The 14,960-nt window shown below is 21.2% G+C and carries 12 protein-coding genes and 1 rRNA gene; 2 read left to right on the plus strand and 11 right to left on the minus strand.

Features of this window, described 5'->3' with window-relative positions; all coding sequences use genetic code 11:
* Window positions 1-7: 7 nt before the first annotated feature.
* Both GJU05_RS01765 and murI read right to left on the minus strand, forming a co-directional pair.
* Window positions 8-1,581: ribosomal RNA gene (locus GJU05_RS01765) — 16S ribosomal RNA — on the minus strand.
* Between the two features lie 225 nt (window positions 1,582-1,806).
* A complete protein-coding gene (gene murI, locus GJU05_RS01770) occupies window positions 1,807-2,619 on the minus strand; it encodes a glutamate racemase (protein WP_208753820.1) in 813 nt (270 codons plus the stop codon).
* Window positions 2,620-2,755: 136 nt separating this feature from the next.
* Here murI and GJU05_RS01775 point away from each other — a divergent pair, with 136 nt between their 5' ends.
* Complete coding sequence (locus tag GJU05_RS01775; protein ID WP_208753821.1) at window positions 2,756-3,907, plus strand: cysteine desulfurase family protein; 1,152 nt, start codon at window positions 2,756-2,758, stop codon at window positions 3,905-3,907.
* Window positions 3,908-3,956: 49 nt separating this feature from the next.
* Here the strand turns inward: GJU05_RS01775 and pykF are convergent, their stop codons facing one another.
* The 8 genes from pykF to murJ form a co-directional block, all read right to left on the minus strand.
* Entirely contained in the window at window positions 3,957-5,366 is a 1,410-nt protein-coding gene (gene pykF / locus GJU05_RS01780; RefSeq protein WP_208753822.1) for a pyruvate kinase PykF, read from the minus strand.
* A gap of 75 nt (window positions 5,367-5,441) precedes the next feature.
* Window positions 5,442-5,867 (minus strand): cysteine desulfuration protein SufE, encoded by a 426-nt coding sequence (gene sufE / locus GJU05_RS01785; RefSeq protein ID WP_208753823.1) that lies wholly within the window; start codon window positions 5,865-5,867, stop codon window positions 5,442-5,444.
* A gap of 2 nt (window positions 5,868-5,869) precedes the next feature.
* Window positions 5,870-7,102 (minus strand): SufS family cysteine desulfurase, encoded by a 1,233-nt coding sequence (locus tag GJU05_RS01790; RefSeq protein WP_208753824.1) that lies wholly within the window; start codon window positions 7,100-7,102, stop codon window positions 5,870-5,872.
* Window positions 7,092-8,372 (minus strand): SufD family Fe-S cluster assembly protein, encoded by a 1,281-nt coding sequence (locus GJU05_RS01795; RefSeq protein WP_208753825.1) that lies wholly within the window; start codon window positions 8,370-8,372, stop codon window positions 7,092-7,094. The genes GJU05_RS01790 and GJU05_RS01795 overlap by 11 nt, the downstream gene beginning before the upstream one ends.
* A complete protein-coding gene (gene sufC / locus GJU05_RS01800; RefSeq protein WP_208753826.1) occupies window positions 8,362-9,105 on the minus strand; it encodes a Fe-S cluster assembly ATPase SufC in 744 nt (247 codons plus the stop codon). The genes GJU05_RS01795 and sufC overlap by 11 nt, the downstream gene beginning before the upstream one ends.
* 29 nt (window positions 9,106-9,134) lie before the next feature.
* Window positions 9,135-10,577, minus strand: coding sequence for a Fe-S cluster assembly protein SufB (gene sufB, locus GJU05_RS01805; RefSeq protein ID WP_208753827.1), 1,443 nt, complete (start codon window positions 10,575-10,577; stop codon window positions 9,135-9,137).
* Window positions 10,578-10,592: 15 nt separating this feature from the next.
* Window positions 10,593-10,967, minus strand: coding sequence for a HesB/IscA family protein (locus GJU05_RS01810; RefSeq protein WP_208753828.1), 375 nt, complete (start codon window positions 10,965-10,967; stop codon window positions 10,593-10,595).
* A 265-nt stretch (window positions 10,968-11,232) separates the two neighbouring features.
* Window positions 11,233-12,777: a murein biosynthesis integral membrane protein MurJ gene (gene murJ / locus GJU05_RS01815; protein ID WP_208753829.1), complete on the minus strand. Its 1,545-nt coding sequence runs from the start codon at window positions 12,775-12,777 to the stop codon at window positions 11,233-11,235.
* 148 nt (window positions 12,778-12,925) lie between these two features.
* Here murJ and ribA point away from each other — a divergent pair, with 148 nt between their 5' ends.
* A complete protein-coding gene (ribA, locus tag GJU05_RS01820; protein WP_208753830.1) occupies window positions 12,926-13,519 on the plus strand; it encodes a GTP cyclohydrolase II in 594 nt (197 codons plus the stop codon).
* Here ribA and sbcB read toward each other — a convergent pair.
* Window positions 13,511-14,935 carry an exodeoxyribonuclease I gene (gene sbcB, locus GJU05_RS01825; protein ID WP_208753831.1) on the minus strand — a complete coding sequence of 475 codons (1,425 nt, stop codon included), beginning with the start codon at window positions 14,933-14,935 and terminating at the stop codon, window positions 13,511-13,513. The genes ribA and sbcB overlap by 9 nt on opposite strands.
* Window positions 14,936-14,960 lie beyond the last annotated feature (25 nt).

The following is a 14,960-nucleotide window of genomic DNA, read 5'->3' on the forward strand; positions in this document are numbered from 1 at the left end:
TTATAGTAAAGGAGGTGATCCAACCACAGGTTCCCCTACGGTTACCTTGTTACGACTTCACCCCAGTTATGAATCATAAAGTGGTAAGCGCCCTCCTTAGAAAATTAAAGGTTAAGCAACTTACTTCTTTTACAACCCACTTCCATGGTGTGACGGGCGGTGTGTACAAGGCCCGGGAACGTATTCACCGTAGCATTCTGATCTACGATTACTAGCGATTCCGACTTCATAGAGTCGAGTTGCAGACTCCAATCCGAACTAAGATATATTTTGTGAGATTCGCTTACTCTTGCGAGGATGCTTCCCTTTGTATATACCATTGTAGCACGTGTGTAGCCCTGGTCGTAAGGGCCATGATGACTTGACGTCGTCCTCACCTTCCTCCGGTTTATCACCGGCAGTCTCCTTTGAGTTCCCAGCCGAACTGATGGCAACAAAGGATAAGGGTTGCGCTCGTTGCGGGACTTAACCCAACATTTCACAACACGAGCTGACGACAGCCATGCAGCACCTGTCTCATGGTTCCCGAAGGCACTAAAATATCTCTATTAAATTCCATGGATGTCAAGACCAGGTAAGGTTTTTCGCGTTGCATCGAATTAAACCACATGCTCCACCGCTTGTGCGGGCCCCCGTCAATTCATTTGAGTTTTAACCTTGCGGTCGTACTCCCCAGGCGGTCGACTTAACGCGTTAGCTACGAAAGCTATAAGTCAAGCTTACAACCTTCAAGTCGACATTGTTTACAGCATGGACTACCAGGGTATCTAATCCTGTTTGCTCCCCATGCTTTCGCACCTGAGCGTCAGTATTCGTCCAGGGGGTCGCCTTCGCCACTGGTATTCCTCCAGATATCTACGCATTTCACCGCTACACCTGGAATTCTACCCCCCTCTACGAAACTCAAGTTAATCAGTTTCAAATGCAGTTCCTAAGTTAAGCTTAGGGATTTCACACCTGACTTAATTAACAGCCTACGTGCTCTTTACGCCCAGTAATTCCGATTAACGCTCGCACCCTCCGTATTACCGCGGCTGCTGGCACGGAGTTAGCCGGTGCTTCTTTTACAAGTAACGTCAACGATAAAATTTATTAGATTCTATCTTTTCTTTCTTGTTGAAAGTACTTTACAACCCTAAGGCCTTCTTCATACACGCGGCATAGCTGCATCAGGCTTTCGCCCATTGTGCAATATTCCCCACTGCTGCCTCCCGTAGGAGTCTGGACCGTGTCTCAGTTCCAGTGTGGCTGATCATCCTCTCAGACCAGCTAGGGATCGTAGCCTAGGTAGGCTTTTACTCTACCTACTAGCTAATCCCGTCTGGGTTCATCTAATGGCATAAGGTTCTATATAAATATAAAATCCCCTACTTTAGTCGTAAAGACATCATGCGGTATTAGCTATCGTTTCCAATAGTTATCCCCCTCCAAAAGGCAGATCCCCAGATATTACTCACCCGTCCGCCGCTTGCCGACAATAAAAAAAATTTTACAATTTTTTTCATTTCGCTGCCGCTCGACTTGCATGTGTTAGGCTTGCCGCCAGCGTTCAATCTGAGCCATGATCAAACTCTTCAATTATATAAGAAACTTTAATAAAATAAATTTATAAATTATATTTATAAAAAAAAATACAAATTTACAAATTTACAAATTTACAAATTTACAAATTTAATAATACTCTTAAAGAGTGCCCTTAAAAATCTTTTATAAATTTTAAAAGAACAACAAAACAATATTAACTATCTTACATATTCATAATAAATAGTCAAGTATTTTATTTAAAATTTAAAGAAAATTATATTTTTATATTTTAAATCTATAAATATTTTTAAAACCTTTTTCTGAAAAAAGAAATTCTATTTTTTTTAGATATTGATTTTTTTTAGTATAAAAAACAATATTTTCTTTTTTTTTTATATTTGTTTGATTATAATTTATATTTTTTTTAAATTTTAAAATAATATTTTTTTTTGAATCTAAAAAATATATTTTTTTAGGAAAAATAGTTTTTAATTCATTTAAAATTAATGGAAAATGTGTACAACCTAAAATTATGGTATCTGGAAATATTTTTAAATCATACCAAGATTTAAAAATTTTTTTTATTTCATTTATCATAATTTCATATCCTAATAATTTTTTTTCTGCTAAAAAAACTAATTTTGAAGATGATATTGTTTTTATTTCATATTTTTTATTTAAAAAATTAATTTTTTTTCTAATATCATAATTTTTTAAAGTAGTATTTGTTGCTAAAAGTCCAATTACATTATTTTTAGTTTTTTTTATAGCTAAATCTATAGCAGGAGAAACTCCAATAATAGGAAAATTAAAATAATTTCTTATAATTGGTAAACTAGAAACACTAGCAGTGTTACATGCAATAATTGCTAATGTAATATTATAATGATTTGAAATTTTTTTTAAAATTTTAATTAAACGTTTTAAAATAAAATTTTTTGATTTATTTCCATATGGAAAATATTTATTATCTAATAAATAAATAAAATTTATATTTAAAAAAATACTTTTTACATAATTATAAATTGTAATACCACCTAATCCAGAATCAAAAATAAATATTGTGGTTTGTGATTTTAAAAATATTTTTTTCATAAAAAATCCTAATTTATTTACAATATTTATATTTAAGATATAAATAATGTTATTTTATAACAAATAATATATATTATTTATTATAAATTTATAAAATTTTTTAAAATATTTAAATTAAACATTTATATATTAAATTATGAAAAAATTAATTTATTTAGATTATGCTTCTACAACTCCTATTGATCAAAGAGTTTTAGAAAAAATGAATAATTATTTTACTATAGATGGAATATTTGGTAATTCATCTGCTTCAAATTATTTAGGAATAAAAACAAAAAATGAAATTGAAAATGCTAGAATAAATATAGCAAATATTATTGGTAGTAAACAAGAAGAAATATTTTTTACATCTAGTGCAACTGAATCTATAAATTTAGCTATTAAAGGTATTATATATAGTTATTTTACTAATAAAAAAAAATATATAATTACAAGTAATATGGAACATAAATCTGTATTAGAAACTTGTAATTTTTTAAAAAAATTAGGTATAAAAATTATATATATGACCAATTCAAATACTGGAATTTTAGATTTAATCTTATTAGATAATAAAATTATAAATCAAACTATTTTAGTTTCTATAATGCATATTAATAATGAAATAGGAACAATCAATAATATTGAAACTATTGGGAATATATGTAAAAAAAAAAATGTATTTTTTCACGTAGATGCCACACAAAGTATAGGTAAATATTCATTAAATTTAAAAAAAATGAATATTGATTTATTATCATTTTCTTCCCATAAATTTTATGGCCCAAAAGGAATTGGAGTTTTATATGTAAAAAAAAAATCTAAAATAATTTTAACACCATTATTACATGGTGGAGGTCAAGAAAAAGGATTAAGATCAGGTACTTTAGCTACTCATCAAATTATTGGTATGTCAACAGCATTAATTATTGCTAATAATGAAATAAAACAGGAAAAAAAAAGAATAAAAATATTAAAAAAAAAGTTCTGGAATGGAATAAAAAATATTTCAGGTATATATTTAAATGGAAATTTTAAAAATAGTTCTCCTTATATAATTAATATAGGGTTTAAAAATATTTTTAATAAAATTCTTATGTTAGAAATGAAAAATATTATTATTTCATCTTCTTCAGCATGTAATTCAAATAAATATAATATTTCTCATGTTTTGAGAGCTCTAGGATTAAAAAAAGAATTAATCCAAAGTTCTATTCGTATTTCTTTTGGAAGATTTACTACTGAAGAGGAAATTATTTTTTTAATTAAAAAATTACATATTATTATAAAAAAAATTAGACAAAATTAATATTTTATAATTTTATTTATATTAAAGAAATATAAATTAATAATAATTATTATATAATATGTACAGATGTTGTATTTGTTGTTCCACTAGGAACAAGTGCCCCAGAAACCATAACAATAACATCTCCTTTTGTAGCATATTTACTAGCTAAAGCTACCTTTTTTCCTATAATATAAAAATCATCTGTAGATGATATTTTATCAACTAGTTTAGGAATTATTCCTTTACTTAAAATTAATTGTTTTACAGTTTTTTTATTTGTAGTTAAAGCTAAAATTATTGCTTTAGGAAAATATTTTCTTATTGATTTTGCAGATTTTCCTAACTGAGTAGCTACAATTATTAAAGGAGCTTTTAATTTTTCTGCAATTTCAACTGCACTACGACATACTGCATCTGTAATACTCATATCTGTATTATCATAAAAATTTATTCTATTAGTCATTGTAATATCTGTTCTTTCACAAATTGTAGACATAATAGATACAGATTCTAATGGATATTTACCTTTAGCACTTTCTCCAGATAACATAACAGCATCTGTACCATCTAAAATAGCATTAGCTACATCACCGGCTTCAGCTCTAGTTGGTCTAGGATTTTTAATCATAGAATCTAACATTTGTGTTGCAGTTATTACTATTTTTCCAAAATAATTACATTTTTTAATTATCATTTTTTGTGCAAAAATAACATTTTCTACAGGAATTTCTACCCCTAAATCACCTCTAGCAACCATTATTCCATCCGATACTTCTAATATTTCATCAAAATTATTTAATCCTTCTTGATTTTCAATCTTTGAGATAATTTTAATATCATTTCCATTATGTTTTTTTAAAAAATTTTTTATTTCTAAAACATCTTGTTTTTTTCTAATAAAAGAAGCGGCAATATAATCTATTTTATTTTTACATGCAAAAATTAAATCATATTTATCTTTTTTTGATAGAGAAGGTAATTTTATAGATATTCCAGGTAGATTAATACTTTTATTTTCTGATAATTTTCCATTATTTAATATTTTACATATTATTTTATCATGAGTAATTTTTAATACTTTCATTGCTATTAAACCATCATCTATTAATATTTTATTTCCTATATTTAAATCATTTATAAGACTAGAATATGTAATAGCAACACATTTATTATTACCAATTACAGATTTATCAGTAGTTAAAATAAACTTTTCTCCAGCATTTAAATATATATCTTTACCTTGATATAATTTCATAGTCCGTATTTCAGGACCTTTAGTATCTAATAAAATTGCTGCATTTTTACCTGTTTGTTTTATAATTTTTTTTAAAGTATCAATACGTTTTTGATGATCATCATGAGTCCCATGTGAAAAATTTAATCTTATAACATTCATACCTAAATTTAATAAATTTGATAAAATATATTTAGATTCAGAACTGGGTCCTATAGTACAAACTATTTTTGTTTTTTTCATAAAATTTATATTTCCTAGACTATTTTATTTAAAAAATAATAAAATTTATTTTATAAAATTTTAATTTATTAACTTTTAATTGATTATTAAATTTTTTAATTTATTTTTAATTGTTTTTATAATAATATTAATACCTTGTATTCTAGAATAAGTTAAATATCTATTAAAATTTAATTGGTTAAAACATGATTTAATATCAAAAGAAATAATTTCATTATAAGTTTTTTTGTTATAAAAAATAAAGATAATTGTTAATAATCCCTTAACTATGGAAGAATCACTATCACCTTTAAATTGGATATTATTATAAGAATTAATTTTCATAGAAATCCATACTCTACTTTGACATCCTGGTATAAAATTTTCTGAAGAATATTCTTTTTTTGATAAAAGAGGTATTTGATTACCTAATTCAATTATATACAAATATTTTTCTTCCCAATTATTACAACTTATAAAGTTATTTTTAATTTCATTTATACATGGTAAACTATATGACATAATTATTTACTTAATAAATTATTTATATAAATTAATTTTTCTATAAAAAAATTAATATCATTTTTATTATTATAAATAGAAAATGAAATTCTACACATAGATGTAACATTAAAATATTTCATAACAGGTATAGAACAATGATGACCAGTACGAATAGCGATTCCATATTGATCTAAAAAACTACCTACATCATAACAATGATGTTTTCCTACATTAAATGAAATTATACCTATTCTATTTTTACTAAATTTTTTTTTTCCAAATATTTTTATATTTGGTATACTATTAAGTTTTTTTAAAGTATATTTTGTTAAAAATCTATTATGGTTAATTATATCCTTTATATTAAAAGACATAAACCATGATATTGCTATTCCTAATCCTATAATACCAGCTATATTAGGTGATCCTGCTTCAAATTTCCAAGGTATTTTTTCCCAAATAAATTTATTTTTATGTATATCCATAATCATCCCACCTCCACCTTGCCACGGAGGCATTGATTCTAATATTTTTTTTTTTCCATATAATATACCTATTCCAGTAGGACCAAAAATTTTATGACCAGAAAAAACAAAAAAATCACAATTTAAATCTTGAACATCAATTTTTTTATTAGCAATAGCTTGAGCTCCATCTATTAAAGTTATAATTTGTTTTTTTTTAGCTAACTTAATTATATGATTAATTGGATTAATAGTTCCTAAAATATTTGAAATATATGTAATTGATATTAAACGAGTATTTTTATCAATTAAATTATTAATTTTATTTAATTCTAATTCTCCATTCTTATTTAATGGAATTACACGTATATTAAAACCTATTCTTGTTGATAATATTTTCCATGGAATAATATTAGAATGATGTTCCATTTCAGAAATAATAATATTATTATATGATAATATATTATTTAAACCCCAGGTGTTTGCAATTAAATTAATACTTTCTGTTGTACTTTTAGTAAAAATTATTTCTTCAGTATATTTTGCATTAATAAATTTTGATATTTTATAACGTATATTTTCCATTTTATTTGTTGCATTTATACTTAAACTATATATACCCCTATTTACTGAAGAATATTCATTTTTATAAAAATTATTTAATGCTGAAATTACTTTTTTAGGTTTATGAACAGTAGCTGCATTATCTAGATAAACAAGATTTTTTCCATTAATTTTATTAAATAAAATTGGAAATTGTTTTCTAATAATTTTTATATTAAAACTCATGAAAAAAATTCTCTACCGATAAATAAAACAATATTTTTTTTAAAAATTTTTTTTTTAAATAATTATTATTAATTTCTTTTAAAGAATCTAAGATAAATGATATAAGTAATATATTATACGCTTTTTTAAAACTTATTCCTCTCATTCTTAAAAAGAAAATTTGATCATAATCTAATTTTCCTGTAAAAACACTATGTGCACATTTTACATCGTGATTTAATATATCTAATCCTGGTTGTATATTTACTTTTGATAATTTACTTAATAATAAACTACTATAATTTATTTGTCCATCTGTTTTTATAGCATTTTTATTAATTTTTAATAAACCAATTGAATTAACAATAGAATTATCTAATGTAATAGTTTTATGTTTTTGAATACTACAACAATTTTCTTTGTTATGTTCAACATAATTATTTAAATTTATTAAATTATTATTTTTAGCTAATGATATACTTTTATATATTAATTTTGATTTTTTTCCTATAAATTTAAAATTATTATTTTGTTCTACATATTTATTAGACATTAATAAATCATATTTTTTTAAAAAAACATTATTATATAGATAAAATTCATTATTTATAATAAAATAATTTTTATTTTTATTTTCATTTGTAAAAAATTTATAATACTCTAATTGAGTATTATTATTTAAAATAAAAGTGTTATAAACATTATTTAAATATAATTGGTTTATATTTATATGATGTTCAATAAATGTTAAAGGATATTTATTATTTAAATAAAAATAATTTCTATGATTAGACATAAAAATTTTATTTTCTTCATTATTTATATTAAAATAAATTAAATAAAGAGGTTTAATATTAATGTTTTTTTTATTATGAATATTAATTGTTACTATTTCTTTAGTTAAAGATTCAGATAAGTAGGTGTAAATATTTTGTTGATAACAAATATTTTCAAGATTAATAGTATTATATTTTTTTATATCTATATCATAATACGAATTATTTATATTACTAATATTTTTATTTATTTTACCATTAATAAAACATATTATAATTGCATCTATTTTAAATAAAAATTTTTTTAGTTTGTGAATATTTAAAATTAAATTTTGATTATTTATTAATATATTATTATTAATATAGTTTAAAAAATTTTTTTTATTATTATCATATAATTTATTTTTAAAGATATTTTTAAATTTTAACCAATTAAATTCTGATTTCTTAGAAAAATGATATTTTTTATGTAATTTGTAAATATTTTTTATTTGTTTATAAATATTATTTTTCATTAAAATATCCATATCCGTATTTTTCTAAATAAGAAATAATATTACAATTACCTGATTGTATAATTTTTTTATTATATAAAATATGAACATAATCAGGATTTATATAATCAAGAATACGACGATAATGTGTAATAATTAAAAAAGATCTATTTGAATTTTTCATAAAATTAATTATTTTACATACTAATTTTAATGCATCTATATCTAATCCAGAATCTATTTCATCTAAAATACATAAATCAGGTTCTAATACGAGCATCTGAAATACATCATTAATTTTTTTTTCTCCACCAGAAAAACCAACATTAACAAAACGTTGTAAAAAATCTTTTGATTTCCCTAAAATTTTAATTTTTTCATTAATAATTTTATTATAAGTAAATCTATCTATTTGTTTTTTTTCTTGATATTTTTTTATAGCTTTTAAGGAATTATATAAAAATATATTGTTACTTACTCCTGGTATTTCAATTAAATATTGAAAAGATACAAAAATTCCTTTTCTAGCTCTAATTTCAGGTTTCATAAATAATAAATTTTCATTTTTATAATATATTTCTCCTTTAGAAATAATATATTCTTTTTTACCAGACAATACATATGATAATGTACTTTTTCCTGAACCATTAGGTCCCATAATTGCATGGATTTCTCCAGGATTTATTTTTAAATTAAATTTATTTAAAATAATTTTATTATTTATATTAACTTGTAAATTATTAATTTTTAACATAATTTTCTTTTAATTATATATTAAATATATTATCCAATACTATCTTCTAAATGAAGAGATAATAATTTTTGTGCTTCAATTGCAAATTCTAAAGGAAATTTAACAAACACTTCTTTACAAAATCCATTAATAATAAGAGAAATAGCATCTTCTATATTTAATCCTCTTTGTAAACAAAAAAATATTTGTTCTTCTTCAATTTTAGAAGTAGTAGCCTCATGTTCAACTTGGGCGGTATTATTTAATATATTTAAAACAGGATATGTATGTGTACTACATTTAGAACCAATTAAAATTGAGTCACATTGAGTAAAATTACGAGAGTTTTCTGCAGTTTTATTAATAGAAACTAATCCTCTGTAAGTATTTTTACTATATTCGGTAGAAATACTTTTAGAGATTATTTTTGATTTTGTATTTTTTCCTATATGAATCATTTTTGTACCAGTATCAGCTTGTTGATACCCATTTGTTAAAGAAACAGAAAAAAATTCTCCTATAGAATTATCTCCTTCTAAAATAACACTAGGATATTTCCAAGTAATTGCAGCTCCTGTTTCTGATTGCGTCCAAGACATTTTACTATTTTTTCCTTTACATATTGCTCTTTTAGTAACAAAATTTAAAATTCCTCCTTTATCTTTAATATTTCCTGAAAACCAATTTTGTACTGTTGAATAATTTACTTGAGCATTTTTATGTAAAATTACTTCAACAACAGCAGCATGTAATTGAGATTTACTTCTAATGGGAGCAGAACATCCTTCTATATAATTAAGATAACTATTTTCATCAGCAATTAAAATAGTACGTTCAAATTGTCCAATATTTTTTTCATTAATTCTAAAGTAAGTAGATAAATCTATAGGACAATGTGTATTTTTTGGAATATATATAAATGTACCATCAGAAGCTACAGCAGCATTTAATGATGCAAAAAAATTATCATTAGCAGGAACTACTGAACCTAGATATTTTTTAACTAATTCAGGATAATTTTTTATAGCATTATTTAATGAACAAAAAATAATTCCTTGATTTAATAATTTTTTTTGATTAGTTGTAATAACTGATACAGAATCAAAGATAGCGTCTATGGCTATATTAGAATTATCATTAATAGGAACATTTAACTTATTAAATGTATTTTTTACTTCAGATGTTAAGTATTTATTTTTAATATTATTATTAATTTTTAAATTATATGAAGGAGCTGAATAATATATATATTTTTGATAATTTAATTTTTTATAATAACCATTTAACCAATGAGGTTCTTTTTGTTTTATCCATGAATAATATCCTTGTAATCTAAAATTTAACATCCATTTTGGTTCATTACGAATTTTAGATATTTTATGTATTATATCTAAATTAATACCAGGAATAAATTTTTCATTTTTTAATTCAGTAAAAAATCCTTCTTTATATGTTCTTTTTTTTTCTCTAAAATATTTTAAATTCTTATTCATAAGATTATTTCTTTTTTAATCAATATTAAAACTTTTTTTACATCCACAAAATTGTTTAATTTTTTTATTATAAAATTCAAATGATTGACTAAAATTATTTTTTGTAAAATCAATAATAGTCCCATCTATAAAAATAACATCTTTATTATTTACAAAAATATATATGTTTTTTTTTTTAAATATAATTTCATTATTAGGTATATTTTTTACTAAAAAAATTTTATATTTAAATCCAAAACAACCAGATTTTTTTAAAAATAATTTTATGCCTTTATTATTATATTTTTTTATTATTTTATTTATTTGTAAAAAAGCATTTTTTGTTATATATAAGCCTTTATAATTATTTTCATCACATTTAAAATGCATTAATTTATCTTTTATTATCATATAATAACCCAAAAATATAATTATATATATATATTCTAATATATAAAAAATATAAAAAAGTAGTATATAAAAATTAGTTTTAATAATTTAAAATTTAAAATTTAAATTATAATTTAGTTAAAATAATTAATTTTTTAAAAAAATATATAGGTTATTTATTTATATTATTTTATTAAATAAAAAAATATATATTTTAGTTCTTATCAAAATTAAAATTATTAATTTAATAATATTATATTATATATTTTATTAAGAAAACAAAAGATTATTTTTCTTCTTTTAAAGAAAAATCTTTTAAACGGAAACCTAATAAAAATAATATAATTATATATAAAATAAAAATAAATAAACAAATACTTAACAAAAAAAATATACGTATTTTAAAAGATGATAAAATTAACCATTTTTCAGAAATAATATGAGAAATAAATAATAAAATTATACTTAAAATAAATGTTACTATACTAATACGAAATAAAAAATTAAACCAACCAGGTTCTGGTTTATAAATATTTTTTTTAATTAATTTATTAAATAGTAAAATAACATTTAAAAATGCAGCAAAACATATAGATATGGGAAATCCTATATGATGTAAAAAAAAGATAAAAAAAGGACTAAATAATTGAGTAATAATTAAAACTATTATATTAATTTTAACAGGAGTATTAACATCTTGTCTAGCATAAAATCCAATTGCCAAAACCTTAGAAATTATTAGGAATATTAATCCTACTGAATATATAATAATATTTATTTGTGTCATTAATACATCAAAATAAGTAAAAGCTCCATATTGAAATAAAGAAATTAATAATGTTTTTGATAAAAAACCTAAAATTAAAGAACTAGGTATTATTAATAAAAAACATAAACGTAAACCAATATCCATTAATTGATTATATTCTTTTTCGTTATTTTGAGTAAAAGAATCAGTTAAAGCAGGTAACAATACTATTGTTAATGCTATACCAAACATTCCTATAGGTAATTCCATTAAACGATCAGCATAATAAATCCAAGTAATAGATCCTGTAATTAAAAAAGATGAAAAAGCAGAATTAATTAATAAAGATATTTGTGTAGCTGCTACTCCAATAATAGCTGTACCCATTTTTTTAAAAACTCTTAATACTCCTTTATCAAAATTTTTAAAATGAGGGATAATCAACATATTTATTTTTTTTAAATAAATTAATTGATAAGAAATTTGTAATAATCCTCCAATTAATACTGCCCATGCTAAAATTAAAATTGAAGGTTCTAACAACTTGGGAAAGATAATAATTAACAAAATCATACTTAAATTTAATAAAATAGGAGTTACTGCTGGTACAAAAAAATTTTTCCAAATATTTAAAATTGAACTTGCTAAAGAAGATAATGATATTAATAAAATATAAGGAAAAGTAATTTTTAATATTTTAGATGTAAGTTTTAATTTAAAATCTGTATTAACAAATCCAGGAGCAATTATAGAAATAATGAAAGAGGAAAAAATTATTCCTAATAATACTATTATAGAGAGTATTATAATTAATATACCTAATGTAGAAGCAATAAAATTTTTTGTATCTTTTTTACTTCTTTTATTTTTATATTCAGCTAATATTGGAGTAAAAGCTTGAGAAAAAGCTCCTTCTGCAAATATACGACGTAATAAATTAGGTAATTTAAAAGCAATAAAAAAAGAATCACTATAAACACCTGCACCAAAAACTTTTGCTATAAGACTATCTCTAATAAAACCTAATAACCTAGAAAATAATGTGATTATACTAACTGTCGTTAATGACTTTAATAAATTCATATAATTCCTAAAAATAATAGTTTATTATATAAATAAGTTATTTTAATAAAAAATTCAATATAATAAAATATATTCTTTAATAAAAAATATTTTCTTTTTTAATAAAATATTTATTTTATTATAAATTTTATTTTATAGGTAAAATTTTATGAATATAAAAGAAGTATCTAGAGCAAAACTTCCAACAAAATGGGGTGAATTTATTATAATAGGTTTTGAAGAAATTAATACAGGGAATCATCATGTTGCATTAGTATATGGATTAAAAAAAATATATAAAAATTCAATTATTTTAACAAGGATACATTCAGAATGTTTAACCGGAGATGCTTTTTTTAGTTTACGTTGCGACTGTGGACCTCAATTACAATTATCTTTAGAAAAAATTTCTCAAGCTAATTGTGGAATATTGATTTATCACAGACAGGAAGGTAGAAATATTGGTCTTTTAAATAAAATTAAAGCATATAATTTACAAGATCATGGATTAGATACTATAGAAGCAAATTATAAGTTAGGTTTTAGAGCAGATGAAAGAAATTTTATTTCTTGTATAAACATATTAAAAATATTAGGTATTTTAAATATTAATTTATTAACAAATAATCCTCATAAAATTAAGATTTTTAAAAAAAAAGGTATAAATGTTATAGATAGAATCCCATTAATTATAGATTATAATATTTATAATTATAAGTATTTAAATACTAAAAATATAAAATTAGGACATATATTAAATTAATGTATTATATAATTTTTTAACATATTTTAATAAATTTTTTAAAACTAGAATTTTTTTATTACATGATTCATTTTTTAAAAACTTTTTTATTTTTAAAATATAATTATTAAGAAATTTTTTATTAAAAATATTTTTTTGATATATATTCCATTTTTTTTGTTCTACTTTATTTAAAGTAGATGGAAAATTTCTTGCTTTATATTTAAATAATAAAATATTAGCTCTTTTATCTTTAAAAGATAATTTATTTAAATTTGAATAAATAAATTTTTTATTATTTATTTTATTAAATTTATATAGATCTTTATTTGGAAAAAAATTTTTATATAATTGTTCATCTACATTATATATATTTGTATCATTATATTTTTTATAAACATTAACTAAATTTAATTTAATAAAATTTTTTATTTTTAAAAAATTTTCTTTAAGTATTAAAAAATTTTTTATATAAGATAAGATATTAAATTTTAATCGTTTAATATCTATTTTTTTTAAAATATTAATTGGCATTAATAATGGTGATTTACTAAAATTAATATATTGTATGTGTAAAAAAATATATTCTCTATTTATTTTATTTTTATTATTTAAAATTTCTAAAAAATTATTTATATTTTTTTTTAGATTAAACGTAATTAATATATTTTTATTTTCTGGATGCCAAAATAAAGGTGTAACACAATTTATATTATTATCTTTATTTTTATAAATATTGCTAATATGAATTAAAATTTGAATTTTTGATAAGTTTATAATTTTTATTAATATTTTTTTATTTCTATATTTTAAAAAATATTTGTATAATAATGGTTGTTTATTTTTTATTAATTTAGTAATAGATATTGTTGTATATACATCAGATAATGCATCATGTGATTTATAATATGGTACTATATTATTTAATATAGCTATTTTTTCAAGATTAAATATTGGAATATTATTAATTTTTGGCCAAAAAATACCACTAGGTCTTAATACATAACATGCTCTAACTAAATTTAATATATCCCAACGACTATTATTATTTTTCCAAAACCAACTATATGCATCGTAAAAATTCCGATAAAATAAAAATTTACTAAATTCATCATCAAAATTAATATTATTATATCCTAAAATACAAGTATTAGGATATGAAAATATTTTATTAATAAAATTAGCAAATTTATTTTCTTTAAATCCTTTTAAGTTAACTAAATAAGGACTAATATTATGAATCATAATAGAATTAGGATCAGGTAAATAATCACTAGGTAATTTACAATAAATTACTATAGGTGATTCTATAATATTTAAATCTATATCAGTACGTATACAAGCAAATTGTGCAATTCTATCTTTTTGAGGATTTAAACCAAAAGTTTCATAATCATAAAATAAAAAATTAAATTTTAATTTTTTTTTCTTTAACATAGTAGTATAATACTATTATATTATT

Source organism: Enterobacteriaceae endosymbiont of Donacia fulgens, from assembly GCF_012567545.1.
Classification (GTDB): domain Bacteria; phylum Pseudomonadota; class Gammaproteobacteria; order Enterobacterales; family Enterobacteriaceae.

Excerpts from the sequence above, each read along its gene's own strand:
- sbcB (WP_208753831.1), bottom strand. The coding sequence starts at position 14,935 with ATGTTAAAGAAAAAAAAATTAAAATTTAATTTTTTATTTTATGATTAT.
- GJU05_RS01795 (WP_208753825.1), bottom strand. The coding sequence starts at position 8,372 with ATGAAAAATAATATTTATAAACAAATAAAAAATATTTACAAATTACAT.
- sufC (WP_208753826.1), bottom strand. The coding sequence starts at position 9,105 with ATGTTAAAAATTAATAATTTACAAGTTAATATAAATAATAAAATTATT.
- murJ (WP_208753829.1), bottom strand. The coding sequence starts at position 12,777 with ATGAATTTATTAAAGTCATTAACGACAGTTAGTATAATCACATTATTT.
- GJU05_RS01775 (WP_208753821.1), top strand. The coding sequence starts at position 2,756 with ATGAAAAAATTAATTTATTTAGATTATGCTTCTACAACTCCTATTGAT.
- GJU05_RS01790 (WP_208753824.1), bottom strand. The coding sequence starts at position 7,102 with ATGAGTTTTAATATAAAAATTATTAGAAAACAATTTCCAATTTTATTT.
- murI (WP_208753820.1), bottom strand. The coding sequence starts at position 2,619 with ATGAAAAAAATATTTTTAAAATCACAAACCACAATATTTATTTTTGAT.
- sufE (WP_208753823.1), bottom strand. The coding sequence starts at position 5,867 with ATGTCATATAGTTTACCATGTATAAATGAAATTAAAAATAACTTTATA.
- pykF (WP_208753822.1), bottom strand. The coding sequence starts at position 5,366 with ATGAAAAAAACAAAAATAGTTTGTACTATAGGACCCAGTTCTGAATCT.
- GJU05_RS01810 (WP_208753828.1), bottom strand. The coding sequence starts at position 10,967 with ATGATAATAAAAGATAAATTAATGCATTTTAAATGTGATGAAAATAAT.
- sufB (WP_208753827.1), bottom strand. The coding sequence starts at position 10,577 with ATGAATAAGAATTTAAAATATTTTAGAGAAAAAAAAAGAACATATAAA.
- ribA (WP_208753830.1), top strand. The coding sequence starts at position 12,926 with ATGAATATAAAAGAAGTATCTAGAGCAAAACTTCCAACAAAATGGGGT.